At 63.2% G+C, this 24,103-nt stretch carries 25 protein-coding genes; 15 read left to right on the forward strand and 10 right to left on the reverse strand.

Annotation, left to right across the window (positions count from 1 at the left end):
- Positions 1-28: 28 nt before the first annotated feature.
- Both trkA and KW824_RS19140 read left to right on the forward strand, forming a co-directional pair.
- The gene (trkA, locus tag KW824_RS19135) at positions 29-1,405 is read left to right on the forward strand and encodes a Trk system potassium transporter TrkA (protein ID WP_005326185.1); all 1,377 of its coding nucleotides are present in this window, start codon (positions 29-31) and stop codon (positions 1,403-1,405) included.
- Between the two features lie 93 nt (positions 1,406-1,498).
- Positions 1,499-2,941 carry a TrkH family potassium uptake protein gene (locus KW824_RS19140; RefSeq protein WP_005326184.1) on the forward strand — a complete coding sequence of 481 codons (1,443 nt, stop codon included), beginning with the start codon at positions 1,499-1,501 and terminating at the stop codon, positions 2,939-2,941.
- A 68-nt stretch (positions 2,942-3,009) separates the two neighbouring features.
- Here KW824_RS19140 and rmuC read toward each other — a convergent pair whose 3' ends face one another.
- A complete protein-coding gene (gene rmuC / locus KW824_RS19145; RefSeq protein ID WP_218410744.1) occupies positions 3,010-4,341 on the reverse strand; it encodes a DNA recombination protein RmuC in 1,332 nt (443 codons plus the stop codon).
- On the reverse strand, positions 4,338-4,553 hold the full coding sequence (locus tag KW824_RS19150) for a hypothetical protein (RefSeq protein ID WP_025325331.1): 216 nt from the start codon (positions 4,551-4,553) through the stop codon (positions 4,338-4,340). Before KW824_RS19150 ends, rmuC begins: the two co-directional genes overlap by 4 nt.
- Positions 4,554-4,690: 137 nt before the next feature.
- On the opposite strand from KW824_RS19150, the gene KW824_RS19155 reads away from it, so the two are divergent.
- Complete coding sequence (locus KW824_RS19155; protein ID WP_043132220.1) at positions 4,691-5,203, forward strand: ferredoxin-type protein NapF; 513 nt, start codon at positions 4,691-4,693, stop codon at positions 5,201-5,203.
- A gap of 92 nt (positions 5,204-5,295) precedes the next feature.
- On the opposite strand, the gene KW824_RS19160 is transcribed toward KW824_RS19155, so the two are convergent.
- The 6 genes from KW824_RS19160 to KW824_RS19185 all read right to left on the reverse strand — a co-directional run bounded on the left by KW824_RS19160 (position 5,296) and on the right by KW824_RS19185 (position 11,806).
- Entirely contained in the window at positions 5,296-5,748 is a 453-nt protein-coding gene (locus tag KW824_RS19160) for an Rrf2 family transcriptional regulator (RefSeq protein ID WP_005326180.1), read from the reverse strand.
- Positions 5,749-6,034: 286 nt separating this feature from the next.
- Positions 6,035-6,874 carry a PfkB family carbohydrate kinase gene (locus KW824_RS19165; RefSeq protein ID WP_218410745.1) on the reverse strand — a complete coding sequence of 280 codons (840 nt, stop codon included), beginning with the start codon at positions 6,872-6,874 and terminating at the stop codon, positions 6,035-6,037.
- A 65-nt stretch (positions 6,875-6,939) separates the two neighbouring features.
- Positions 6,940-7,911: a LysR substrate-binding domain-containing protein gene (locus tag KW824_RS19170; protein WP_005326177.1), complete on the reverse strand. Its 972-nt coding sequence runs from the start codon at positions 7,909-7,911 to the stop codon at positions 6,940-6,942.
- Positions 7,912-8,066: 155 nt separating this feature from the next.
- Positions 8,067-8,795, reverse strand: a complete 729-nt coding sequence (locus KW824_RS19175; protein ID WP_041206657.1) for a glutamine amidotransferase — start codon at positions 8,793-8,795, stop codon at positions 8,067-8,069.
- Between the two features lie 83 nt (positions 8,796-8,878).
- The gene (locus KW824_RS19180) at positions 8,879-10,375 is read right to left on the reverse strand and encodes a CoA-acylating methylmalonate-semialdehyde dehydrogenase (protein ID WP_182786892.1); all 1,497 of its coding nucleotides are present in this window, start codon (positions 10,373-10,375) and stop codon (positions 8,879-8,881) included.
- 102 nt (positions 10,376-10,477) lie between these two features.
- Positions 10,478-11,806, reverse strand: coding sequence for an aspartate aminotransferase family protein (locus tag KW824_RS19185; RefSeq protein WP_042650124.1), 1,329 nt, complete (start codon positions 11,804-11,806; stop codon positions 10,478-10,480).
- 173 nt (positions 11,807-11,979) lie between these two features.
- Here KW824_RS19185 and KW824_RS19190 point away from each other — a divergent pair, with 173 nt between their 5' ends.
- From KW824_RS19190 to KW824_RS19220, 7 genes are all read left to right on the forward strand, one after another.
- Positions 11,980-12,522, forward strand: a complete 543-nt coding sequence (locus KW824_RS19190) for a cupin domain-containing protein (protein ID WP_218410746.1) — start codon at positions 11,980-11,982, stop codon at positions 12,520-12,522.
- A gap of 198 nt (positions 12,523-12,720) precedes the next feature.
- Positions 12,721-14,217: an aldehyde dehydrogenase gene (locus tag KW824_RS19195; protein WP_218410747.1), complete on the forward strand. Its 1,497-nt coding sequence runs from the start codon at positions 12,721-12,723 to the stop codon at positions 14,215-14,217.
- Between the two features lie 125 nt (positions 14,218-14,342).
- Positions 14,343-14,516 carry a hypothetical protein gene (locus tag KW824_RS19200; RefSeq protein WP_163138165.1) on the forward strand — a complete coding sequence of 58 codons (174 nt, stop codon included), beginning with the start codon at positions 14,343-14,345 and terminating at the stop codon, positions 14,514-14,516.
- A gap of 125 nt (positions 14,517-14,641) precedes the next feature.
- Positions 14,642-15,538 carry an EamA family transporter RarD gene (gene rarD / locus KW824_RS19205; RefSeq protein ID WP_218410749.1) on the forward strand — a complete coding sequence of 299 codons (897 nt, stop codon included), beginning with the start codon at positions 14,642-14,644 and terminating at the stop codon, positions 15,536-15,538.
- Between the two features lie 68 nt (positions 15,539-15,606).
- Positions 15,607-16,410, forward strand: a complete 804-nt coding sequence (locus tag KW824_RS19210; RefSeq protein ID WP_218410751.1) for an AraC family transcriptional regulator — start codon at positions 15,607-15,609, stop codon at positions 16,408-16,410.
- An 82-nt stretch (positions 16,411-16,492) separates the two neighbouring features.
- Positions 16,493-17,134 carry a LysE family translocator gene (locus KW824_RS19215; protein ID WP_218410752.1) on the forward strand — a complete coding sequence of 214 codons (642 nt, stop codon included), beginning with the start codon at positions 16,493-16,495 and terminating at the stop codon, positions 17,132-17,134.
- 234 nt (positions 17,135-17,368) lie between these two features.
- On the forward strand, positions 17,369-18,478 hold the full coding sequence (locus KW824_RS19220; RefSeq protein WP_256351423.1) for a YeeE/YedE thiosulfate transporter family protein: 1,110 nt from the start codon (positions 17,369-17,371) through the stop codon (positions 18,476-18,478).
- A gap of 96 nt (positions 18,479-18,574) precedes the next feature.
- Here the strand turns inward: KW824_RS19220 and KW824_RS19225 are convergent, their stop codons facing one another.
- Positions 18,575-19,234 (reverse strand): chromophore lyase CpcT/CpeT, encoded by a 660-nt coding sequence (locus KW824_RS19225; RefSeq protein ID WP_202619474.1) that lies wholly within the window; start codon positions 19,232-19,234, stop codon positions 18,575-18,577.
- A 321-nt stretch (positions 19,235-19,555) separates the two neighbouring features.
- Here KW824_RS19225 and KW824_RS19230 point away from each other — a divergent pair, with 321 nt between their 5' ends.
- Positions 19,556-20,212 (forward strand): VIT1/CCC1 transporter family protein, encoded by a 657-nt coding sequence (locus tag KW824_RS19230; RefSeq protein ID WP_042650131.1) that lies wholly within the window; start codon positions 19,556-19,558, stop codon positions 20,210-20,212.
- A 105-nt stretch (positions 20,213-20,317) separates the two neighbouring features.
- Positions 20,318-20,767, forward strand: coding sequence for an SRPBCC family protein (locus KW824_RS19235; RefSeq protein ID WP_218410753.1), 450 nt, complete (start codon positions 20,318-20,320; stop codon positions 20,765-20,767).
- Between the two features lie 87 nt (positions 20,768-20,854).
- Here KW824_RS19235 and KW824_RS19240 read toward each other — a convergent pair whose 3' ends face one another.
- Entirely contained in the window at positions 20,855-21,355 is a 501-nt protein-coding gene (locus KW824_RS19240; protein ID WP_218410754.1) for a DUF1993 domain-containing protein, read from the reverse strand.
- Positions 21,356-21,646: 291 nt separating this feature from the next.
- Between KW824_RS19240 and ydfZ the strand changes: the two genes are divergently transcribed.
- From ydfZ to fabF, 3 genes are all read left to right on the forward strand, one after another.
- Positions 21,647-21,844, forward strand: coding sequence for a putative selenium delivery protein YdfZ (ydfZ, locus tag KW824_RS19245; RefSeq protein WP_043132242.1), 198 nt, complete (start codon positions 21,647-21,649; stop codon positions 21,842-21,844).
- Positions 21,845-22,109: 265 nt separating this feature from the next.
- Complete coding sequence (locus tag KW824_RS19250) at positions 22,110-22,637, forward strand: helix-turn-helix domain-containing protein (RefSeq protein ID WP_161506751.1); 528 nt, start codon at positions 22,110-22,112, stop codon at positions 22,635-22,637.
- Positions 22,634-23,911 carry a beta-ketoacyl-ACP synthase II gene (gene fabF / locus KW824_RS19255; RefSeq protein WP_218410755.1) on the forward strand — a complete coding sequence of 426 codons (1,278 nt, stop codon included), beginning with the start codon at positions 22,634-22,636 and terminating at the stop codon, positions 23,909-23,911. Before KW824_RS19250 ends, fabF begins: the two co-directional genes overlap by 4 nt.
- Positions 23,912-24,103: the final 192 nt, after the last annotated feature.

The following is a 24,103-nucleotide window of genomic DNA, read 5'->3' on the forward strand; positions in this document are numbered from 1 at the left end:
TCGAAGCAACCTTGGGCAAGATTTCTCTATGAAAATCATCATTCTTGGCGCAGGTCAGGTGGGTGGCACCCTGGCGGAAAACCTCGCCGGCGAGAACAACGACATCACCATAGTCGACACCGACAGCGACCGCCTGCGGGAGCTGCAGGACAAGTTCGACCTGCGGGTGGTGAACGGCCACGGCGCCCACCCCAGGGTACTGCGCGAGGCGGGGGCCCAGGATGCGGACATGCTGGTCGCCGTCACCAACAGTGACGAGACCAACATGATCGCCTGTCAGGTGGCCTACTCCCTGTTCAACACCCCGAACAAGGTGGCGCGGATCCGCTCCCCCGCCTATCTGGTGGAGCGGGATCGCCTGTTCCTGCCGGAATCCGTGCCTGTGGATCACCTGATCGCCCCCGAACAGCTGGTGACCGACTATGTCCGTCGCCTCATCGAGTATCCGGGCGCGCTGCAGGTGGTTGATTTTGCAGGCGGCAAGGTGGGCCTGGTGGCGGTCAAGGCCTACTACGGCGGCCCTCTGGTGGGCAATGCCCTCTCCACCCTGCGGGATCACATGCCGAACATCGAGACCCGGGTGGCCGCCATCTTCCGCCAGGGCCGCTCCATCCGCCCGCAAGGCACCACCATCATAGAGGCAGATGACGAGGTGTTCTTCGTCGCCGCCGCCGGCCACATCCGGGCCGTGATGTCGGAGCTGCAACGCCTCGAGAGCCCCTACCGTCGCATCATGATCGTCGGTGGCGGCAATATCGGTGCCGGCCTCGCCCGCCAGCTGGAGAAGCGCTACAGCGTCAAGCTGATAGAGCGCAACCAGAAACGGGCGGAGCAGCTCTCGGAGATCCTGGAGAACACCATCGTCTTCTGTGGCGACGCGGCGGATCAGGAGCTGCTGGCGGAGGAGCACATCGACCAGATCGACGTCTTCATCGCCGTGACCAACGAGGACGAGGCCAACATCATGTCGGCCCTGCTCGCCAAGAAGATGGGTGCCAAGAAGACAATGGTGCTGATCCAGCGCGGCGCTTACGTGGACCTGGTGCAGGGAGGCTCCATCGACATCGCCATCTCGCCCCAGCAGGCCACCATCTCAGCCCTGCTGACCCACGTGCGCCGTGCCGACATCGCCAACGTCTACAGTCTGCGCCGCGGCGCCGCCGAGGCCATCGAGGCCATCGCCCACGGTGACGAGAACACCTCCAAGGTAGTGGGCAAGACGGTGGGTGAGCTCAAACTGCCGCCAGGCACTACCATAGGCGCCGTCGTGCGCGGAGATGAGGTATTGATCGCCCACGATCGCACCCAGATCCAGCAGGATGACCACGTGGTGATGTTCCTGGTGGACAAGAAGTACATCCCGGAAGTGGAACGCCTGTTCCAACCCAGCCCTTTCTTCCTGTAAGCCCTACATGCAACAGGCAACGACATTCAGACCCGGACATTTCCCAGAGGGAAGGTCCGGGTCTTTTTTCAATCAACGACCAGGTTATCTTGCATGATCAAGCTGCGTCCCATCGTCTTCACCCTAGGGCTGGTACTCTCCAAGCTGGCCCTGTTCATGTGGCTGCCCACCCTGCTGGCACTGCTCACCGGCTCAGAAGGCTTCGTCGAGTTTCTCAAATCCGTGCTGATCACCCATGGCGCCGCCCTGATCTGCCTGCACTACGGGCGCAAGGTGGAGTTTCATCTCGGGGTACGGGAGATGTTCCTGCTCACCACCTCGGTCTGGGTGGTTGCCTGCATCTTCGGCGCTCTGCCGTTCGTCTTCATCACGCACATCAACTTTGCCGACGCCTACTTCGAGACCATGTCCGGCGTCACCACCACGGGATCTACCGTGCTGTCAGGGCTGGACGGCATGGCCCACAGCATACTGCTGTGGCGCTCCATCCTGCAGTGGCTGGGGGGCGTGGGCTTCATCGTGATGGCGGTGGCCGTGCTGCCCTACTTAAACGTCGGCGGCATGAAGCTGTTCCAGACCGAGAGCTCCGATTGGTCCGACAAGAGCGCGCCGCGCGCCAAGACGGTCGCCAACAACATAGTGGTGGTCTATCTGGTGCTCTCCATGCTCTGCTTCCTCGCCTACTGGGTGAGCGGCATGACGCTGTTCGAGGCGGTCAACCACGCCATGACGACGCTGAGCACCGGGGGATACTCCACTTCGGATCAGTCCATGTCCCACTTCTCCAACTCGGCGCACTGGATCGGCACCCTCTTCATGTTCCTCGGCGGCCTGCCCTTCCTGCTCTATGTGCAGGCCCTCTCCCGCCGTGACAACAGCCTGCTGCGGGATGCACAGGTGCAGGGCTTCTTCTGGCTCATCGTCTGGGTGACGGTCGTCGTCACCTTCTATCTCTGGGTAAGGGATATTTACGGCTTCATGGATGCCTTGCGCATCAGCAGTTTCAACATCGTCTCCGTGCTCACCACCACGGGCTATGGCCTCGGCGACTTCGGCACCTGGGGGCCCCTCACCAGTATCATCTTCATGATCCTGCTGGCGCTCGGTGCCTGCTCCGGCTCCACCTCCGGCGGCCTCAAGATCTTCCGGGTGCAGGTGGCCTTCGCCCTGTTCAAGAAGCAGATGCGCCAGCTGATGCACCCCTCAGCCGTGTTCCCGCAAAAATACAACGGCCGCCCGGTCAACGACGCCATCATCCGCTCCATGATCTCCTTCGTGCTGGCCTACTTCGCCATCATCTTGCTGATCGCCGCCCTGCTCGCCGCCATCGGCCTGGATCCCCTCACCGCCATCTCGGGCTCCATCACGGCGGTGGCCAACGTGGGCCCCGGCATGGGCCCCGTCATCGGTCCCAGCACCAACTTCGCCAGCCTGCCGGATTCGGCCAAGTGGATACTGTCGTTCGGCATGCTGTTGGGACGGCTCGAGATCCTGACCGTGGCGGTGATCTTCTTCCCCTCCTTCTGGAAGCAGTAGGACCTCACCGGTACGGGACGACAAAAAGGGCAGCCCGCAGACTGCCCTTTTGTCTGCTTTCGGCCACCTCAATCGGCGGACTCTTCCCGCTCCAGCGCGCGGTTGACCAGAGGCTCCGGCAGGGGCTTGGTGACCTCAACCCCCAGCTCGCGAAAACGCTCGGCCTGGGCGATCAGGTTGCCACGGCCGTTGACCAGCCTCCCCATCGCCTTGTCATAACTCTCCTGTGCCTTGTGCAGGCTGCCCCCCATCTGCTGCATCTCCTCTACAAACAGCCGCAGCTTTTCGTAGAGACGGCCGGCCCGCTCCGCTATCTGACGCGAGTTCTGGTTCTGCCGCTCGTAACGCCACAGGTTCTCTATGGTGCGCAGCGCCACCATCAGGTTGGTGGGGCTCACCAGCAGGATGTTGTGATCCAGCCCATAGCGCACCAGGGAGGGGTCCGCTTCGAGGGCGGTGAGGAAGGCAGGCTCCACCGCCACGAACATCAGCACATAGTCCAGGGTGCGCACCCCAGGCAGTTGCTGGTAATCCTTGCGGCCCAGCTCGCGGATGTGGTTGCGCACCGAGGTGACGTGCTCCTTGAGCGCCACCGCCTTCTCAAGCTCGTCGTCCGAGTTGTACCAGCGCTCATAGGCGGTCAGCGACACCTTGGCGTCTATGATGATGTCCTTGTCCTGGGGCAGGTGGACGATGACGTCCGGCTGATAGCGCTTGCCCTTGTCCACCTCGATGTTGACCTGGGTGTGATACTCGTGACCCTCCCGCAGGCCGCATTCGCTGAGGATCCGCGCCAGTACCACCTCCCCCCAGTTGCCCTGCTGCTTGCTGTCCCCCTTGAGCGCCCGGGTCAGGGCCGCCGCCTCTTCGGTCATGCGGGCGTTAAGCTCGGCGAGGCGCTCCAGCTCGAACTTGAGGCTGTGACGCTGGGCCGTCTCCTGGGCGTGAGTCTCCCCCACCTGGCGACGAAAGCCCTCGAGCTGCTCTTTCAGCGGTGTCAGCAACAGATCCAGGCTGTTCTGGTTCAGTTCGCGGAAGTTACCTGAGTTTTGTTCGAAGATACGGTTGGCGAGGTTTTCGAATTGCTGGCTGAGGCGAGCCTCCGCCTGCTGCTGTAGTTGCAGCTTCTCGGCGCTGGCGATGCGCTCGCTGCGCAGGGTGGCTTCGGCATCCTTGAGGCGGGCGGTGAGCTTGAGCAGCAAGGCCTGCTGCTGCTCCAGCTTCTGCTGGCCCAGCATCTTCTCATCCTGCAGTTCGTCGAACCTGTCCTGCAGCGCCTGATGACGCTCCTCGGTCAGCAGGGTCTCCTCACGGGCTGCGCGACGCCCCGCCAGCCAGCCGAGGAGCAGGGCGAGCAGACCCGCCAGCAATGCAGGCAGCCAGGTCGTCATCGGGATCATCGCCGGCTCCGCTGACGCAGAAAGAGTTCGAGGTAACGGTTGAGCAGCAACCAGAACAGGACGTAGATGAGATAGGCGGCCAGCACCACCCACTTGTGACTATTGACCCCGGTGTCGAGCTCGGTGAACTCGATCTCCTTGATGCGGCAATAGGCCCACATCAGCAGGGGGAAAATATACAGCAGAGAAGCACGCCACAGAAATAACCACATGAGTTCATCAGATCCCGCAAAAAGACTCGCCTAGCTTACACAAGGGCAACCCGGCTTGCGATCCTGGCCGGCGCTGTTCTCTGGCTTGCCGGCAGAAAATTGGCTAAAATTAACCCCTAATAGGTATAGGGGTGGGCATGACTCATTTTTTCTGTCGTTGGCTGACGCACGCACTGGGGGGGCCCCGCAAACCGGACATGGTTTGCCACGAGGCGCGCCCGCCCTGGGCCATCGAAGAGTCACAATTCCTCTCTCTCTGCCGCCGCTGCGGCGAGTGTTTCAAGGCCTGCCCCAACGGCCTGCTCAAGCCTGCCGACCAGCCCGAATATGCAGGTACCCCCATCGCCGGCACCCCTGTGCTGGATCTCGCCTGTGGCCAGTGCAGCTACTGTGGCAGCTGCGCCAGAGCCTGCCCCACCGGGGCGCTGGATCTGCGGCTCGGCCGCCAGGTGCAGACCCGAGTGCGGATAGAGGCGAGCTGTCAGGCCCGTAAAGGCTTCTACTGCCTGCTGTGCGAGGATGCCTGCCCCCAGCAGGCGATCAAGGCCAGCAGCGAGGGGGTGAGCGTCAACATGGCGGCCTGCGACGGTTGCGGCGCCTGCGGCCTAGCCTGCCTGCACGGCGCCATCACCCTGATCCCCCAGCTCTGACGGCTCCGGCATCCCGACGCCCCCACATCCGTCCCCAGCATGCATGCCAGACAGCAAAAAGGCCCCTCGGGGCCCTTTCACCGTCATGACCCTCAGGCCATGGTCAGGATATTATCCTGCTCTATGCCGAGCAGGTGGCACAGCCGGGTCGGATCCCGCACTGCATCCGCCAGGGTGTATTCCCCCAGCACTTCGAGGAAGGCGTTCATGGCGCGGCGCAAGATGCCCTGAATGCGGCAGCCGCCGGAGAGGCGGCAGTTCTCGCGCTTGCAGTCCACCGGGCAGAGCACGTGCTCCATGTCCATCACCACATCGCGCAGGTTGATGGAGACGGCGGAGCGGCCGAGACGGATGCCGCCATGCTTGCCACGTACCGTTTCGATGTACCCCTTGATGCCGAGCTGATGCACTATCTTGACCACGTGGTTGCGGGAGATGGCGAAGGTATCGGCCACTTCCGTGATGGTCGACAGGCGATCACCGGGCTGGATCGCCAGAAACGTCAGGGTACGCAGGGCATAGTCGGTAAATCGTGTCAGTTGCATGGTCGCACTTGCCTCTTACTACAAGCCAGAAATCAGGACGACAGCCAGTGGCCAGAGAGGTGAGACTGCACGTGCGCCCGCACAGGTGTCGCGTCTTCAGCCGGGTCGTGGAGTGACAAGGTTAAGAGCAGCTCTGGCGGGTGTCGACGAAGATGTACATAAATCGACACTTTCTTTGATTGATCGCAAACTTGCCGGCTCGGGGCGGGGTTTTGGCCATTTCTGGCGACTAAATTCCATCGACAGGGAGGGGCATCGCTCGGCAAGCGGGGTGGGCCCCAGGTGGTCAGTGGGGATGTTTCAGCCAGTTTTTCAGGGCCAGGGAGGGGATGGAACTCTCGGAGGCAACCGCGAAGGCGCCCCAGTCCACCGCGCACTGCAGGGCATCCCTCATCGCCATGCCGCGGGCCAGACCGTGGATAAGGCCGCCGGCGAAGGCATCCCCCGCCCCCGTGGTGTCGACCACGGACACAGGCCGCGCCGCCACCCGCACCTGCTCCTCACCGTGGATGGCCACGGCCCCCGCCTTGCCCTCGGTCAGCACCAGCCATTCGAGCTGATCCCCTGCGAGTTGGCGGGCATGCTGCCAGGGGTCGCCCACCTCGGCGAGATCGGCGCGGGAGGCCACCAGCACATGGCAGGGGCGGCGAGCCTGCCCGCCCTTGGGATACTGGGCCACCACGAAACTCTTGCCCAGCATCTGGCGCATGTAACCGATGATGGCGGTGCCGGGGTAGTTCACATAGAGGCAGTCCACCCCCTCCAGCGGCAGATCGCCGGGCAGATCCGGGCGACGTGGCCGTCTCAGAATGGTTCGCTCCCCGGTGGAATCCACCAGCACCAGCAGCTCCCCCGTCTCGCCGCCGAAGCGCTCCACGTGGGAGCAGTCCAGCCCATGGCCCGCCGCCTGCTCCAGCAGCCAGTCGCCGGTCTCGTCCAGCCCGATGCGGGAGGCAATGATGACCTCGTGCCCCGCCCACACCAGCCCTATGCCGGTGTTGGCGGCACCGCCGCCGAGCCTGCGCCCCTGATCCACGTATTGCAGGCGCGCCCCGGCCACCAGGGGTTCGGCCAGGGAGAGCACATGATCACAGTTGAGATTGGCAAGCAGCAGGATGCGGGACATGGGGACCTCGGCAGGGCGGGCAGGATCCGGCACCCAGCGGCACCGGATCTGTCACGGAAGACGACTCAGTAGACGGGCAGCTCCACCCCGACCAGCAGTTCGTCGATGCGCGCCTGGGTCGGCTGCTGCATCACGTTCTGGATCATCTCCTTGGTGAGATGGGGGGAGAAGGAGCTGATGAAGTCATACATGTAGTTCTGCAAGAGGATGCTCTTGCTGAAGCAGAGCTGGGCCGGGCAGGGCTCGAACAGGTGCTCCAGATTGATGGCCACCAGGCCGGGGGCATCGGTGTCGTTGGCCACCAGCGACGAGATGATGCCGATGCCAAAGCCCAGCTCCACGTAGCGCTTGATGACGCCCGCATCCATCACCGTCATGTAGTAGTTGGGGCTGAGGCCGGCCGCCTGGAACACCCTGTCCTGCACCTGACGCCCGGTGGCGCCACTCTCGTAGCTGAGGATGGGGTACTGGCAGAGCTGCTCCAGGGTCGGTTTCTTCACCTTGGCCAGGGGGTGATCCTGGGGCACCACCAGTGACAGGGTCCAGAGGTAGGCGGGCAGCGCGATCAGCTCCTTGTCGAAGCCTATCTCGTGGGCAACGATGGAAAAATCCGAGTAACCCTTGCTGATCTGCTCCTTGGTAGCCGACATCACGGGGTGCAGGTGGAACGAGATCTTGGGGTACTTCTTGGTGAAATAGGTGACGCTTTTCGGCAGCAGGTAGCGGGCTATGGTGTGGGTGGTGTGGATGTTGAGGGTGCCCACCGTCGGGTCCAGGTACTCCCGGGAGATGGCCTTGATCTTGCTCTCTATGTTGAGCATGGCCTCGGCACACTTGATGATCTCCTCCCCCACAGGGGTGATCCTGTGCAGGTGCTTGCCGCGACGCTCGAAGATGCGTACCCCCAGCTCGCTCTCCAGCAAGCCGATCTGCTTGCTCACCCCAGGCTGGCTGGTATAGAGCGCATCGGAAGCGACGGAGACGTTGAGATTGTGGTCCCGCACCGCGATCAGATACTTCAACTGCTGTAGTTTCAAGGTTGCACCCTCACAGGCTGGCGCGGCTGTCGTCAGATGGACAAGGCCGCCACAAATGGCGGCCAGTGTACCATCCGAACTCGGCATATCACCGCTTGATCCTTCATTTTGCTACAAAATCTAGCATCTGCAGGGTGGATATGACAAACGGACGCTCAGCGCACGGCAGGTCCGACCGGCAGCATGCCGAGGAACTGCAGCAGCCACTGCATCATGGTGGCCGAGTCCACTTCTCCCTCCAGGGAGGAGAGGCTGCTCTGGTAGTGTTCGTCGGGCAACCGATCCCGCCGCCGCTCGATCAGCGCCCGGTTGTACTCCACCGAAAACTCCGGATGACCCTGGATGGCGACTATGTGATCACCCTGCAGGAACATGAAGTTCGGGCAGAAGTCGTTGCCCGCCAGCAGGGTCGCCCCCGGGGGCAGCTGCGCCACCTGATCCTGATGACTGGCCAGGATCCGTATGGTTTCGAGCCCCGGCTGCATCCAGGGTTTCGCCTCCTGCATGGGGTGAACCGAGACCCCCAGCCCCCAGCCCTTGGTGGACTTCACCACCTCTCCCCCCAGCGCCTGGGCGATCACCTGATGGCCGAAGCAGATGCCAGCCAGCTTGACGTTGGCATCGTGGGCCCGCCGGATCCAGTCGCGCAGCGCCAGGATCCAGGGGATGTCGCTGTAGGCATCGTGGCGCGAGCCTGTAATGAGCCAGGCATCGCACTCGTTCAAGTCGCTCGGCAGCTCGCCGTCGAGTGCCGACCAGACCCTGTATTCCAACGCCGGGGCCAGGGCCCGGAATCCCTTGATAAACATCTCGGAGTAAACGGGGCCAAAACTCCCAACCAAGTCGGGGTCCAGCCGGTCACAATCGAGAATTCCCAGTCGCATCTGTCACTCCTTCACAGGGATAGCGGGACACGCCGGCGGACTCCTTCCGCCGGGCCATGCCAGGGCTAGCTGCTGCATGTTGATCATTTCATGGTCGGCATGGAGAACTCGGCGCCGGCCCGCAGGCTCTGAGGCCAGCGTGCAGTCACCGTCTTCATCCGGGTATAGAAGCGTACCCCGTCCGGCCCGTGCATGTTGAGCGGCCCGAAGATGGACCGCTTCCAGCCACCGAAGCTGTGAAACGCCATGGGCACAGGGATGGGTACGTTCACCCCTACCATACCGACCTGAACCCTTGTGGTGAAGTCCCTTGCGGTATCCCCGTCGCAGGTAAAGATGGCGGTGCCGTTGCCGTACTCGTGTTCGTTGATGAGGCGCAGGGCCGTCTCGTAATCCGGCGCCCGCACGATGGCGAGCACGGGGCCGAAGATCTCCTCCCGGTAGATGCGCATCTCGGGGCCGACCCGGTCGAACAGGCTGCCGCCGATAAAGTAGCCCTCACCGTGGCTGACACCGCGACCATCGACCACCAGTTCGGCCCCCTCTGCCACCCCCTGATCCACGTAGCCGCGCACCTTGGCCAGGTGTTCGCGGCTGATGAGCGGCCCCATCTCGTTCTCCGGGCTCTGACCCAAACCGGGCCCGACCCGCAGGGCCGCCACCAGGGGCGAGAGTTTAGCGACCAGCGCATCGGCGGTGGCATCGCCGACCACCAGGGCCACCGAGATCGCCATGCAGCGCTCGCCGGCAGCACCGTAGGCCGCCCCCATCAAGGCGGAGACCGCCTGATCGAGATCGGCATCCGGCATCACCAGCATGTGGTTCTTGGCACCGCCCAGGGCCTGCACCCGCTTGCCGTGGGCCGAGGCGGTGGCATAGATGTACTGGGCGATGGGGGTGGAGCCGACGAAAGACACCGCCTGTACCCGTGGGTCGGTCAGCAGCACATCCACCACCTCCTTGTCGCCGTTGACCACATTGAGCACCCCGTCCGGCAGACCCGCCTGCTTGAGCAGTTCGGCCATGCGCAGGGCCAGCGAGGGATCCTTCTCTGACGGCTTGAGGATGAAGCTGTTGCCGCAGGCCAGCGCCACCGGGAACATCCAGAGCGGCACCATGGCCGGGAAGTTGAACGGCGTGATGCCGGCGCAGACCCCCACCGGCTGCATCATGGAGTGGCTGTCCACCCCCCGGCCTACGTTAAGGGAGTGCTCTCCCTTGAGCAGATGGGGAATGCCGCAGGCAAACTCCACCACCTCCAGCCCCCGGGTCAGCTCCCCCTGAGCGTCGGAGAACACCTTGCCGTGCTCGCGGCTGATGAGGCGGGCCAGCTCGTCCCTGTGCTGCTCCATCAGCTCCTTGAAGCGGAACATCACCCGTGCCCGCACCAGCGGCGGGGTCTGGGACCAATCGGCGAAGGCGCGCTCGGCGCTGGCGATGGCATCGAGGCACTCGGCAGCGGTGGAGAGGGCCACAGTGCCCTGCTGCTGGCCGGTGGCCGGATCGAAGATGGCGCCGAAACGCTCGCTGCGGCTCTCTGTGGTTTCACCGTCGATGAAGTTGTCGATCCTGTAACTCATAAATCCTCCGTGATGGGGCATTCGCGTCATTCCTGCGCGCGGCCGTGGGCATCAGGCACAGGAAGAGGGCGCCCGACGGGCGCCATGCAATCGGGTGAAACGTTATTCCTGGGTCTGCAACACGTCCTGCAGCAGAGTGAAGAGGTCGTCAATCTGGCTGCGCTCGATGATGAGGGGTGGCGACAGGGCGATGATGTCGCCGGTCACCCGGATAAGTGCCCCCTTCTCGAAGCAGCGTACAAACACCTCGTAGGCGCGCTTGCCCGGCGCGTCTGGTAGGGATTCGAGCTCTATGCCCGCCACCAGACCGTAGTTGCGCACATCTTTGACATGCTTGCAGCCCCTGAGGGAATGGGCCGCCTCCTCCCAGTAGCCGGCCAGATCGGCGGCGCGAGTCAGCAGATTCTCGTTGCGGTAGATCTCGAGCGTCGCCAGACCCGCGGCGGCGGCCACAGGGTGACCGGAATAGGTGTATCCGTGGAACAGCTCGATGGCCCCCTTGCCTGCGGCCATCATGTCGTCATAGATGTGGTTCTGTACCAGCACCGCGCCCATGGGAATGGCGCCGTTGGTGAGCCCCTTGGCGCAGGTGATAAGGTCGGGGATGACGTCGAACTCCTGGGCGGCAAAGGCGGAGCCTAGGCGACCGAAGCCGGTGATCACCTCGTCGAAGATCAGCAGGATGCCGTGTTTGGTGCAGATCTCCCTCAGCCGCTTGAGGTAGCCCTTTGGCGGCATGATGACGCCGGTGCTGCCGGCGATGGGTTCGACGATGACGGCTGCTATGTTGCTGGCATCATGGAGGAAGACGATCTTCTCCAGCTCGTCGGCCAGGGTGAGATCTTCCTCGGGCAAGCCCCTGGTGAAGGCATTTTTCCCGATGTTGAGGGTGTGGGGCAGGTGATCCACCCCCCCAAGCAGGGAGCCAAACCACTTGCGGTTGCCGGGGATGCCACCCACCGAGATGCCGCCGAAGCCGACCCCGTGGTAGCCGCGCTCGCGACCTATGAGCCGGGTGCGGGTGCCCTGACCGCGGGCCCGCTGCCAGGCCAGCGCTATCTTGAGCGCCGTGTCGACGGATTCCGAGCCGGAGTTGGTATAGAAGACGTGGCCGAAACCCTTGGGGGCTATCTCCACCAGCCGGTTGGCCAGCTCGAACGGCAGAGGGTGTCCCATCTGGAATGTGGGGGCGAAATCGAGATGGGAGATCTGCTGGGAGACCGCCTCGGCAATCTCGCGCCGACCATGGCCCGCGTTGCAACACCAGAGCCCGGCAGTGCCATCCAGTATCTTGCGGCCATCCTCTGAGTGATAATACATCCCCTCTGCCGACTTCAGGATGCGCGGCGCCGCCTTGAACTGCTGGTTGGCGGTGAAGGGCATCCAGAAGGCGGACATGTCGGGGGTATTGATGTCGCTAATCGGTTTCATGGTCACCTCATCCTTAAGGCGTTTAGTAACACTTGGCTGATGCCTATTAAATTAAACACCTGAGTTCCTAAAAAGGGGCGGTTTATCGCCCCTGCTTGGTGTCACCCCCTCGGGGTGGTATAAGATATTTAACACAATTTTAATAATAGTAAACAGTCAAGGAGTGTCTATCGATGGATATCGGTCACCGCCTCAAGGCGGTTCGCACCAAGGCGGCCCTCTCCCAGCGCGAGCTGGCCAAGCGCTCCGGTGTGACCAACGGTTTTATCTCCCAGATCGAGAAAAATCAGGTGAGCCCCTCGGTCGCGTCGCTGCGCAAGGTGCTGGAAGGCATCCCCATGTCGCTCGCCAGCTTCTTCACCGATGAGACGGAGATGGATTCCGAGGTGATCTTCCGCGCGGATGACATGCCGGATCTCGGCACCCACCCCATCAGCTATAGATTGGTGGGCCACAGCCGGGCCAACCGCGCCATCGGCATGATGCAGGAGGTGCTGCCCCCGGGGGCCGACACCGGCGACGACATGCTGAGTCACGAGGGGGAAGAGTGCGGCATCGTCATCAGGGGACATGTAGAGGTCACCGTCGGCGAGCAGGTACACCTGCTGGCCCCCGGGGATGGCTACTACTTCGACAGCCGCACCCCGCACCGCTTCCGCAACGTGGGGGAGCAGGAGTGCGTGCTGATCTCTGCCAACACGCCGGCCAGCTTCTGATCCCCATGGGTAGCCAGGGCCGCTCGCCCCTCCACGAGACGGCCCTGCAGCCTGGATGAGGTCAGCCACAGATCGGGGTCTGGACTCGGGCACGGAGCGGCAAGTGTTTAATGAATTGTTACAAGATGGATTTACAAGCGGCAGGATGTTTAGCATATTGATACGCGAAGACGTTTTTTGCCGGTTCAAGGAGTGAACATGAGTGACCTGACCCTGGCCCAGTGGCAACACAAGGCCGCCCATCTGACCCTGCCCTCGCAAGCCTTTATCGACGGCAGCTACCGCGATGCCGTCAACGGCGCCACCTTCGATTGCATCAACCCGGCCAACGGCCAGTTGCTGACCAAGGTGGCCTCCTGCGACGCTGCCGACGCCGAGCTGGCGGTGCAGGCCGCCCGCGCCGCCTTCGATGACAAGCGCTGGAGCGGGCTCTCCCCGAAACAGCGCAAGCTGATCATGCAGCGCTTCGCCGAACTGATGCGCCTCAACCAGGTGGAGCTGGCCCTGCTGGAGTCCCTGGACATGGGCAAACCCATCGGCGATGCCATGGGCTATGACGCCCCGGCCGCCGCCAACTGCATCGCCTGGAACGCCGAAGCCATCGACAAGATCTACGATCAGGTCGCCCCGGTGGAAGAGTCCGCCCTGGCACTGGTGACCCGGGAGGCGCTCGGCGTGGTCGCCGCCATAGTGCCCTGGAACTTCCCGCTGGTGATGGCCTGCTGGAAGCTCGGCCCAGCGCTCGCCACCGGCAACTCCGTCATCCTCAAGCCCTCCGAGAAATCCCCCCTCACCGCCCTGCGCATCGCCGGCCTTGCGAAAGAGGCGGGCATCCCGGACGGCGTCTTCAACGTGCTGCCGGGCTTTGGCCACACAGTGGGCGAGGCGCTGGCCATGCACATGGACGTGGACTGCATCACCTTCACCGGCTCCACCAAGATCGGCAAGCATCTGGTGCAGTGTTCCGGCAAGTCGAACCTCAAGCGCGCCTTTATGGAGTGCGGTGGCAAGAGCCCCAACATAGTGCTGGCGGACGCGCCGGATCTGGACGCCGCCGCCAGGAGTGCCGTGGGCGCCATCTTCTACAACCAGGGCGAGGTGTGCACCGCCGCCTCCCGCCTGCTGGTGCAAAACAGCATCAAGCCGCAGTTCATGGAGCGCTTGCTGGCCCATGCACGCGAGTGGATAGCCGCCAACCCGCTGGATCCCGCCACCCGCATCGGCGCCATGGTGGACGGCATCCAGATGGAGCAGGTGCTGAACTACATCGCCATCGGCCAGCAGGAGGGCGCCAGACTGCTGCTGGGGGGCAAACGCACCCATACAGAGAGCGGCGGCTTCTATATCGAGCCCACCATCTTCGACGACGTGACCCCGCAGATGCGCATCTTCCGAGAGGAGATCTTCGGCCCTGTGCTGGCGGTGACCGGCTTCGACACCCTCGAAGAGGCCATCGCCCTTGGCAACGACACCGACTACGGCCTGGCGGCAGCGATCTGGACGGCGGATCTCAACAAGGCGGTCAAGGGCTCCCGCGCCCTGCGCGCCGGCACCGTCTTCGTCAACAACTGGGATGGGGGTGACATGACGATGCCGTTCGGCGGCTTCAAGCAGTCCGGTAACGGTCGCGACAAGTCACTGCACGCCCTGGAGAAATATACCGAGCTGAAAAGTACCTGGATCCAGCTCGATTAACGTCGAATATGACGAGATCAGGCAATAAAGGGGGAGAAATCCCCCTTTTTCATTTTTACCCTTTCCTCAACAGCTTCAATCGATATAATCATCAAATAGACAAGCCCTTAAATATAAAGATAAAAATGCTGTTTTTTCTGGGAAGTGTACTGTTTCTGGTGGTGGGCCTGCCGCTGCTCTTCTTCATGCTGGGCGAGGGTGAGGCCTATGTGACCTGGGGTCCCTGGATCTCCGCTATCGCACTCATGCTGTGGCTGCTCATGGATGTAGAGAAGATCCGTCGCGGCGGTCGGCGCTGAGTCGATTCCATGCTGTAAAAATCTCGCCAAACGGCATTTATTAACTTCTTTCCCCCCAAAAGGATGGCTACACTGCACTTTTGCGATGTTTTCCAACATCCGACTCTCCAGTGAAGGTTATCCGCATGCAGCAACAGATCCAGCGCCAGGGCATCATCTATGCCCTGTGCGCCTATACCCTTTGGGGCCTGGCGCCCATCTACTTCAAGACAATTTCCGCCGTCCCGGCCGCCGAGATCCTGACCCACCGCATGATCTGGTCCTGCGCCCTCCTGATGGTGCTGACCCTGATCGGCCGCCAGTGGCACAAGGTACAGGCGGTGTTGCGCCAACCGAAGGTGCTGCTCACCCTGGCCTTCACCTCGGTCACCGTCGGTGGCAACTGGCTGCTGTTCATCTGGGCCATCAACAACGGTCACATGCTGGATGCCAGCCTCGGCTACTACATCAACCCGCTGTTCAACGTGCTGCTCGGCATGGTGTTTCTGAGCGAGAAGCTGCGTCGTCTGCAGTGGTGGGCGGTGGGACTGGCGGTGATAGGGGTTGCCGTCCAGCTCATCGCCTTCGGCTCCCTGCCCTGGATAGCCCTGGTGCTGGCCTCGAGCTTCGCCATCTATGGCCTGATCCGCAAGAAGCTGGCCCTGGATGCCCTCACCGGCCTGCTGATCGAGACCATGATCATGTTGCCGCCAGCTGCCCTCTATCTGTGGGGATTCGCCGACAGCCCCACCAGTCACCTCACGCAAAACGACTGGCACCTGAACCTGCTGCTGATCGCCGCCGGGGTCGTCACCACGGCGCCCCTGCTCTGCTTCACCGCCGCCGCCACCCGGCTCAAGCTCTCCACCCTGGGTTTCTTCCAGTACATAGGCCCCAGCCTGATGTTCATCCTGGCGGTCACCCTCTACGGGGAGGTGCTGGCGCTGGACAAGATAATCACCTTCGGCTGCATCTGGAGCGCTCTGGTGCTGTTCAGCCTGGACGGGTTGCGCAGCGGCAAGCGGCGTCAGGGGGCCGGTTGAGCAGCCGAATACCCGGCCACTGCAATAATCTACAAGCCAGGGGCCGACTTTCGGGTTATCAATAGGCCATGAGCGCCTCTCCATCCCGCATCCATTACTGGCAATCCCGGCTGCTGCCGGGGGTTGAACTCTCCCACTCCCATCACAGGGAGTTCAGCTATGGCCGCCACGTGCACCTGGACTACCACATAGGTCTGGTGCAGCAGGGCGGCCAGAAGTTCATCCACAAGGGCAGCAGCCACAACCTGGTGCGCGGCCAGCTCTCCACCGTCAACCCTGACGAGATGCACGACGGCCTCAGCCTGCTGCCGGAAGGGTACGAGGTGCGGGTGTTCTCCATCGCCCCGGAGCAGCTGGCCCGCTGGCTGCCGGACAGCCCGGAGCCCTTCTTCGACCAGGGTTTGCAGCGCCGACCCGACCTCTATCAGGGCTTCGCCCGGCTGCACATGTATCTGGATCAACCCGAGCCCGATGCCCTGCTGGCAGAGAGCCAACTCTTGGCCCTGCTCGGCGAGCTGCTGCACCTGGCACCGGAGCGCCATGCCCTGGCGGATCCCCAGATAAGGTTCCTGCGCGACCATCTGCTGGGCCAGCTGGACGGGCACCACAGCCTGGAGGATCTGGCCGCCCTGTTCGGGCTGGATCGCTTCGCCTTCCTCCGTCAGTTCAAGAAGAAGACCGGCATGACCCCCTACGCCTGGCTCAAGCGGCTGCGTCTCGAGCGCGGCAAGCTCCTGCTCGCCCGTGGCCTGCCGGTGAGCGAGGTGGCGCTGGCGGTCGGTTTCTTCGATCAGAGCCACTTCCACCATGGTTTTCGCCAGGCGTTCGGGCTGACCCCGGCGGACTACCGTCAGCAGATGCTTCCCAGCTGACCAACCTAACTGCAATCTTTTACAAGCCAGACCCTGCCCCCATCCCCCATGCTGCTGCCTCATCTTTGTTGAGAGGTATGCCATGTTCACCAGCCTGTTTCTGACCATAGGTCTCATCCACCTGATCGCCCTGGCGAGCCCGGGCCCGGATTTCGCGCTCATCCTGCGCACCAGCCTGCACAGGCCCACGGCGCTCGGGGCCGCGCTTGGCATCGCCATCGCCATCCTGCTGCACGCCACCCTCAGCCTCACCGGCATCAGCCTGCTGATCGCGAGCCAGCCCTGGCTGTTCCTGGCGGTGAAGGTGGTGGGTGCCCTCTATCTGGGCTGGCTCGGCTGGGGAGCAATCAAGGCGGCGCGCCGCAACTCCGCCACCCAGGCACTGCGGGCTGGCGGGGAGTTGCAGGGTTGGAACCGGGGGCTGAGAGCCGGGATTGCCACCAACCTGCTCAACCCCAAGGCGCTGCTGTTCTTCATGGGATTGCTGGCGGCCATGGTGACGCCCCAGGTGGATGGCCTGACCCGGGGCCTGCTGATCCTGGAGCTCTTCCTGCTCTCCCTTACCTGGTTCGGGTTGCTGGCCTGGAGCCTCTCCACCGCCCGGGCTCAGCACCTGCTAAGCCGGGTGCAACGGCCCCTGAACCTGGTCACAGGGCTGCTGTTCGGCGCCGTCAGCCTCTCCATCCTGGTGGAGCTGGCCGGTGAGGCGAGCGCCTACATCTGAGCAATGCAAGCCACCCCCATCCCCGAGCGGGGCGAGCATCTGCTCGGCCGAGTACAACGGCCTGCTGTTCGGTATCACCGGCCCAGTCTCTCCATCCCCGTGGAGCTGGCCGGGGAGGTGAGCGCCTACATCTGAGCCATGCGGGCCAAGCCCGCCGTCAAGCGGGGTGGTATCGGACTCATTGTGGGATTAGGATGCACGCCTTCACCACAATAACGTTACGGATGTATCGGCATGACTCGACAATGGTCGCTCCCCATAGTGGCACTCGCGGGGGGAGCCTTGCTCTGGCTCGGCACCACCTTCGGCATGAAGTGGGCCCTGATGGCCCTCATCGGCTTCGGTTTCGGCTTCACCCTCTCCTTCAGCCGCTTCGGCATTGTATTCGGCTGGCGCGAGATGCTGACCAGGCGCAACAGCTACTACGTGCGGGTGCACCTGCTCACCATCGCCATCGAGATCCTGCTGTTCACCACCTTCCTCTCCTTCACTCACGCCCTCTTTGGCGATGCCATGGTGGGCAACGTCATGGCCATTGGCGTCCCCTTCATCGTCGGTGCCTTCCTGTTCGGCATCGGCATGCAACTGGCGGGGGTCTGCGCCACCGGCACCCTCTACTGCTGTGGCGAGGGGCAACCCCGTTTCTGGCTGGTGCTGGTCTGCTACGGCATAGGCACCCTCATCAGCAACCAGTTTCGTCCCGAGCTGGAGGCCAGCTTCTCCAGCCAGGTGGTGCTGGCCCGGGATCTGACCGGCAATCTCTGGAGCGGCATGCTGCTCAACCTGGCGCTGGTCGCCCTGCTCTTCCTGCTGTTTCGCAAGAGCGAACTCAATCGCACCGGTGAGGTGAAGTCCATCTTCGGCGGCGGCAACCTGTTCTGGCGCGACGGCCGCTTCACGGTGCTGACCGGCGGCATCCTTATCGCCCTGCTCAACTCTGCCGTGGTGGCCCTGCACGGTTCGGCCTGGACCATCACGGGCGCCGTCTATGACATGGCGCTGCGCGGCGCCTCCCTGTTCGGTCTGTTCGAGGGCAACCCCAAGCTGGCCCAGCCGCTCTTCATCAACCCCATGGTCGGCATGTTCTGGCTGGGGATCCTGGGGGCGGCGCTGGCCCGTTGCCTGAGCGGCGGCGGCAATCACACCCCGATCCGCATAGGCAACAGCCTGGCGGCCATCATAGGCGGTCTGCTGATGGGGATGGGGGCCATGTACAGCGCCTGCAACCTGGGCGGCTTCTTCGACGGCACGGCGTCGGGCAGCCTGCACGGCTGGGTCTGGATGCTGATGGCCCTGGCGGGCAGCATCATAGGCATACGTCTGCGGCCGCTGTTCAAACTCTGATGCAGTAACGGGATGGCGCGGTAGACGCCATCCCGTCAATCTCCCTTCCCTGTATCCCGCCAATTACGACGCCAGACGCTGGACACGCCGCCCTGGTCACTCCCCCCGTTGCTTCACCTTGCGCAGGTAGAGATATCCCTCCCCCGGGCTGCCCCAGCGCTGGCGGGCGCCGTTGTCATAGGCCCTGTCCAGCAGCCTGACGCTGTTGGGGCCAATCCAGAGGTACTGCACCAGGGTAGTGGCGCCGCCAAAGTCGGTGGCACAGCTGCCGACCTTGCTGTGGCCCGCGTACTCCCCGCTGGCCTGACGGGTCAGCCAGATCTCGCAGCCCTGGCGCAGGGAGAGTTGTTGCGGGGTGAGGGAGTCGAGCAGTTCGGGTTGACGCCAGGCGCCGGCAAAGTCGGTGGCCCTCGGCATGGTCAGCTCGGCCATCAGGATGCGGCCATCGGGCAGCGGGGAGAAGCGGTAGATGCGCTGACGGAACGGACGCACCGCCCGCTCGCTCAGGAACTGCTCGGCATAAACCCAGCGAAAAGGACCTTCTCCGGGCCAGATCTCCACCAGACGCAGCTCGGCACTGGTGAAACGCGGGTCGTAACCGGCCTGCTCCTGGCTGGAGAACTCGCCGGTGAACCAGGAGAGCAGCGGCTCCATCTTCCCCTGCACCGGTGACGGACTGGCCACGAAGGGAACGGGGTTGGCCCACACCAGGCAGGCGTAAAACAACCCCAGCAGGGCCACCATCAGCTTTGTCATCGAATCCTTCCGAGTCGCTTGCATGGCGGCGATTATATGAGCGAACGGCGGCAATAACCTCAACCTTGATCAACTCCTTGCCAATACGCTGAAAAATCACTGTGTTAGCGAAGAAGTGCGACGCAGGACCGCGATCATGGCCACGGCAAGGCCAGAGCCCGAAACGTCCCCCCTCCCCCTGTCACCTTACGCCGTTTGTCCCCGCTGAGAACGCTCCGTTGTGCCAGACTTGACGGTGGCTGACTGGCGCATCGGGTCTCCTTGATCTTGCCCTGGGCCGCTTCCATGCTCATGTTTCAACGTGCATCCAGAGAACCTCCTATGAACTCACCCCGTTTTTCCCCCATAGATCCCATCTCCCGCTACTCGGAGATCCTGTTCGGCCTGCTGATGGTGCTCACCTTCACCGGTTGCTTCAATGCGTTCGAGGCGGGACGCGCCGAGGTCAGGGATCTGCTGATCGCCGGCATCGGCTGCAACATCGCCTGGGGCATTATCGATGCCATCGTCTACCTCATCACCACCCTGACCGAGCGGGGCCGAGCCCTGCGGTTGTTGCAGCAGTTGCGCCTGCTGACACCCGGTGATGAGAGGGGCATAACGGCGCTGCGAGACGCCCTGCCCGGCCCGCTGGCGGCGATCTGCCGCGACCCTGAGCTCAGGGACTGGCAGGTGCGTCTGCAGCAACACCCCGAGCTGGGCCAGGGGGGCATCTGGCGCTGGAATGACCTGCTCAACAGCCTGGGGGTCTTCTTCATGGTGTTCCTCTCCACCTTCCCCGTGCTGCTGCCCTTCTTCTTCATGCAGGACCCCGTTCCGGCCCTGCGCCTCTCACACACCATCGCCCTGCTGATGCTGATGGGAATTGGCTATGGGCTGGCCCGCTATGCCGGTTCACCACGCCCTTGGCTTATCGGCGTGATCTTCGCAGTCGCGGGCGTCGCCATCGTACTGCTCACCATCGCCCTGGGCGGTTGAGGAGAAGCGCGGCGGGAGGCTTGCCCCTTGTTCCCCATCCGGCCAGCGGCCAACTTCGGCATGGGCAACTATTCTTGCTGCGGACCAACCGAGGAGGAGCCCCTCATGACGACAGGAATTGTGACCCTGCACCGCGTACTCAAGGCCCCGCCGATGCGGGTGTACAGAGCCTTTATCGAGGCGGACGCCCTGGCCAAGTGGCTGCCGCCCCATGGCTTCACCTGCCGGGTAGAGCAGCTGGAGGCCCGCGTCGGCGGCACCTTCAGGATGGCATTCTTCAATTTCGGCAACGGCCACAGCCATGCCTTCGGCGGCGAGTATCTCGAGCTGGAATCGGGCAAGCGCATCCGCTATACGGATCGCTTCGACGACCCCAATCTGCCGGGGGAGATGCACGTCACCATCACCCTCACCCAGGTGCTGTGCGGCACCGATCTCGCCATCGAACAGGCAGGGATCCCGGCAGCCATCCCGGTCGAGATGTGCTACCTCGGCTGGCAGGAGTCCCTGACCCAGCTCGCCGCCCTGGTCGAACCCGAGATCCCGAACGAATAACCCGGCACCATCCCGGGGATGCCGGGCCCGCAAAAAAGCAAAGAGCCTGCCGGATGGCAGGCTCTTTTCATGTGCAATGCCCAGCACTCATTGCAGGTTCAGGCCACCCAGGTAATCCCGCTTGCCGAGATCGACGCCAGCCTGGCGCAGCAGGGCATAGGTCATGGTCAGGTGGAAGTAGAAGTTCGGGATGCCGTACTCGTGCACGCAGCTGTGACCGTCCATCCCCTTGCCGCCCGCCCAGTAGGGGTAGTAGTGGCCACTCGCATACTGGCTGAAATCAGCCTCCAGCTTGCTCTGCAGATAGACGATGGTCTTGGCCACGTGGGCGCGCAGATCCGCCATGGTTTTGGGATCATCCCCGAGTACCGGCGGCTCGCTCAGGCTGGCGGTGGCGACCACGGCGCGCGCGCTGTCACAGCAGATCAGCACCTGCTTGGCCAGCGGCAGCATGTCGACGATGAGGCGCTCATTGAAGAAGTTGTCCACATTGAATTTCTTCGCCTCGGCGTGGGCCTCGGCCTTGGCCAGACACTGGTCCAGGTTGGTCAGCATCTTGATGAACTGGGCGGCGATATCACGATTCATAATGCACTCTCGGTTGGTTGAAGGCGGTAAAACGAGCGGCTCCACTATAGCGCATCCCCCTCGCAGTTCGAGCCCGGAGAAATGAAAAGCGGGGGCACCCTCCCCGCCCTGCGACAGGCAGTGGCGGCCTCGGCGAGGCACCCGTTGCCAGCGCACCCGGGCTGCCCGCCACCCTGAGTCCCTCTTTCCCCTTTTTTTGATCTGTGACAGGCATCTCGTTTTTCGATGGGCGTAGTCTGGAGCCCGTTGCCCCGGCACGGGCCGGGGCGCCAATCCCACAAGGAGAATGCCATGAAGATCTACGATCGAAACCGCAATGTGCTGACCCTGGGCCAACGGGTGATGATTGCCGCCACCGGCGCGGTCGATACCCTGAAGGAGGCGCACACCGACAACCTGACCCCCTATGAGGCGGAGCACGAGAAGTGCGTGCTGCTGGCGAACAGCCAGGAGCGTTACGCCCCCATCGAGTTGATTAGACTAGGCTGATCCCGCTTTCCGTCACCCTACTCTTTACAATTCACCCGGCCGCCGCGCCCTGTCGGTGGCCGGGTTTCTGACTCCCATCTGTTTCTTCGAGATGTGCTCGCGTCATATTCCCGTTATCTGGCGTCGATGGCTTATCCAACAGAGTGGAGGCCCCAGCTTCCCCGCTCACTAGAATGCCCCGCCACCGGGCGGCACGAGTCACTTGCATAATGGAAGTAAGGACCGTATGGTTACTTCCATTATGCAAGTAACCTGATGGCACAACATGCGCAAGAAGAGTCTGAGTGAACAGCAGTGCCCCATCGCCCGCAGCCTGGATCATGTCGGCGAATGGTGGAGTCTGCTGATTATCCGCGATGCCATGCATGGCCTGTCGCGCTTCGATGAATTTCAAAAGAGCCTTGGTATCTCCCCTAACATACTGACCCGACGCCTGACCGCCCTGGTCGAGGGGGGCCTGATGGAGAAGCGGCTCTACTCCGAGCGCCCCCCTCGCTATCAATATGCACTCACCCCCCGCGGCCAGGATCTCAGCGCCGTGCTGATCGCGCTGCTCACCTGGGGCAACAACCACCTGGCGCCCGAGGGGGCCAGCATCCAGCTGAAGGATGCCCAGACGGGCGAACTGGTCGAGCCCATGCTGGTGGATAGGCACACCGGTCAGGAAATTTCACCCTCGCGCCACAGATTGGTGCCGGGACCGGCCGCTGGCGACGGCATGAAGCAGCGTCTGTGCCATGCCAATGGCGTGATGAGCGGCGATAACCCTTCGAAACAGGAATCAGAGTCATGAACGCACATCGTATCGTGGTGACTGGAATGGGAGCGGTGACCCCGCTTGGATATGGGGTGGAAACCGTGTGGCAGCGACTGCTGGCGGGCCAGTCCGGCTTGCGCCGCCTGCCGGAGGTCTTCACCGAAGGGCTGGCCGCCAAGGTGGGCGCCATGGTGCCGACCCTGGTCGAGGATCCCCTGGCCGGGTTTGACCCCGATGCCGTGGTGTCGACCAAGGAGCAGAAGAAGATGGATCGCTTCATCCTGTTTGCCATTGCCGCGGCCAAGGAGGCCCTGTTGCAAGCCAACTGGGCCCCCGAGACGGCGGAGCAGCAGGAGCGCACCGCCACCATCATCGCCTCTGGCATCGGCGGCTTCCCCGCCATCGTCGATGCGGTGCGCACCACGGATGAGCGGGGACCGCGTCGCTTGTCGCCGTTCACCATCCCCTCGTTCCTGGTCAACATGGCGGCGGGCCATGTCTCCATCAACTTCGGCTTCAAAGGCCCGCTCGGGGCACCGGTCACGGCCTGTGCCGCAGGGGTGCAGGCCATTGGCGACGCCGCCCGTCTCATTCGCTGCGGTGAGGCCGACATCGCCATCTGTGGCGGGGCCGAGGCCACCTTAGACCGCGTCAGCCTGGGTGGGTTTGCCGCGGCTCGCGCGCTGTCGTCCGCCTATGCTGATGACCCCGAAGCGGCCTCCCGCCCCTTCGATGTCGACCGCGACGGCTTCGTGATGGGCGAAGGGGCCGGGATCCTGGTGATTGAGTCCCTGGAACACGCCCTGGCCCGGGGTGCCACCCCCATAGTGGAGCTGGTGGGGTATGGCACCAGCGCCGACGCCTATCACCTTACCGCCGGCCCGGAAGATGGAGACGGCGCTCGCCGCGCCATGATGGCGGCCCTGACTCAGGCCGGCATTCAGGCTGCGGATGTCCAGCACCTCAATGCCCATGCCACCTCGACCCCGGTGGGTGACAGGGGGGAGCTCGCCGCCATCAAGCGCGTATTTGGTGACAACAACCAGATAGCGGTGACCTCCACCAAGTCCGCCACCGGCCATCTGCTGGGGGCCGCCGGGGGGATAGAGGCCATCTTCACCGCCCTGGCCATTCGCGATCAGAGAGTGCCTGCCACCCGCAACCTGCAGCAAGCCGACCCCCTCGCCGACGGCGTGGACATAGTACGGGGCGCGGCCCGTGACATGGGGATCGAGCACGCCATCTCCAATGGCTTTGGCTTTGGCGGCGTGAATGCCAGCGTGCTGTTCAAGCGCTGGCAGGGGGCCTGATCTCGCCGGCGACTGGGCAGCTTGCCGTTGACTGACCTGTCGGCGAACGCCTCGCCGACACTCTTCATCTTGGGACACCCACCTTTATCTTGGGACACCCACCTTTTTGAGCTCGACCGCCAACCACTGCGACACGCACAACAAGATGCACAACAAGATGGGTGTCCCAGATTTCCTGCTCAAAAAGATGGG

Origin of the sequence: Aeromonas sp. sif0611, assembly GCF_019218845.1 — a bacterium.
Lineage (GTDB): Bacteria > Pseudomonadota > Gammaproteobacteria > Enterobacterales > Aeromonadaceae > Aeromonas > Aeromonas media.

Coding starts and splice junctions, on each gene's coding strand:
- KW824_RS19190 (WP_218410746.1), top strand. CDS start 11,980: ATGGATATCGGTCACCGCCTCAAGGCGGTTCGCACCAAGGCGGCCCTC.
- KW824_RS19225 (WP_202619474.1), bottom strand. CDS start 19,234: ATGACAAAGCTGATGGTGGCCCTGCTGGGGTTGTTTTACGCCTGCCTG.
- KW824_RS19220 (WP_256351423.1), top strand. CDS start 17,369: ATGACTCGACAATGGTCGCTCCCCATAGTGGCACTCGCGGGGGGAGCC.
- fabF (WP_218410755.1), top strand. CDS start 22,634: ATGAACGCACATCGTATCGTGGTGACTGGAATGGGAGCGGTGACCCCG.
- KW824_RS19140 (WP_005326184.1), top strand. CDS start 1,499: ATGATCAAGCTGCGTCCCATCGTCTTCACCCTAGGGCTGGTACTCTCC.
- KW824_RS19165 (WP_218410745.1), bottom strand. CDS start 6,874: ATGTCCCGCATCCTGCTGCTTGCCAATCTCAACTGTGATCATGTGCTC.
- KW824_RS19175 (WP_041206657.1), bottom strand. CDS start 8,795: ATGCGACTGGGAATTCTCGATTGTGACCGGCTGGACCCCGACTTGGTT.
- KW824_RS19215 (WP_218410752.1), top strand. CDS start 16,493: ATGTTCACCAGCCTGTTTCTGACCATAGGTCTCATCCACCTGATCGCC.
- KW824_RS19155 (WP_043132220.1), top strand. CDS start 4,691: ATGACTCATTTTTTCTGTCGTTGGCTGACGCACGCACTGGGGGGGCCC.
- ydfZ (WP_043132242.1), top strand. CDS start 21,647: ATGAAGATCTACGATCGAAACCGCAATGTGCTGACCCTGGGCCAACGG.
- KW824_RS19210 (WP_218410751.1), top strand. CDS start 15,607: ATGAGCGCCTCTCCATCCCGCATCCATTACTGGCAATCCCGGCTGCTG.
- KW824_RS19230 (WP_042650131.1), top strand. CDS start 19,556: ATGAACTCACCCCGTTTTTCCCCCATAGATCCCATCTCCCGCTACTCG.
- KW824_RS19235 (WP_218410753.1), top strand. CDS start 20,318: ATGACGACAGGAATTGTGACCCTGCACCGCGTACTCAAGGCCCCGCCG.
- KW824_RS19185 (WP_042650124.1), bottom strand. CDS start 11,806: ATGAAACCGATTAGCGACATCAATACCCCCGACATGTCCGCCTTCTGG.
- KW824_RS19250 (WP_161506751.1), top strand. CDS start 22,110: ATGCGCAAGAAGAGTCTGAGTGAACAGCAGTGCCCCATCGCCCGCAGC.
- rmuC (WP_218410744.1), bottom strand. CDS start 4,341: ATGATCCCGATGACGACCTGGCTGCCTGCATTGCTGGCGGGTCTGCTC.
- rarD (WP_218410749.1), top strand. CDS start 14,642: ATGCAGCAACAGATCCAGCGCCAGGGCATCATCTATGCCCTGTGCGCC.
- KW824_RS19160 (WP_005326180.1), bottom strand. CDS start 5,748: ATGCAACTGACACGATTTACCGACTATGCCCTGCGTACCCTGACGTTT.
- KW824_RS19195 (WP_218410747.1), top strand. CDS start 12,721: ATGAGTGACCTGACCCTGGCCCAGTGGCAACACAAGGCCGCCCATCTG.
- KW824_RS19180 (WP_182786892.1), bottom strand. CDS start 10,375: ATGAGTTACAGGATCGACAACTTCATCGACGGTGAAACCACAGAGAGC.
- trkA (WP_005326185.1), top strand. CDS start 29: ATGAAAATCATCATTCTTGGCGCAGGTCAGGTGGGTGGCACCCTGGCG.
- KW824_RS19200 (WP_163138165.1), top strand. CDS start 14,343: ATGCTGTTTTTTCTGGGAAGTGTACTGTTTCTGGTGGTGGGCCTGCCG.
- KW824_RS19150 (WP_025325331.1), bottom strand. CDS start 4,553: ATGTGGTTATTTCTGTGGCGTGCTTCTCTGCTGTATATTTTCCCCCTG.
- KW824_RS19240 (WP_218410754.1), bottom strand. CDS start 21,355: ATGAATCGTGATATCGCCGCCCAGTTCATCAAGATGCTGACCAACCTG.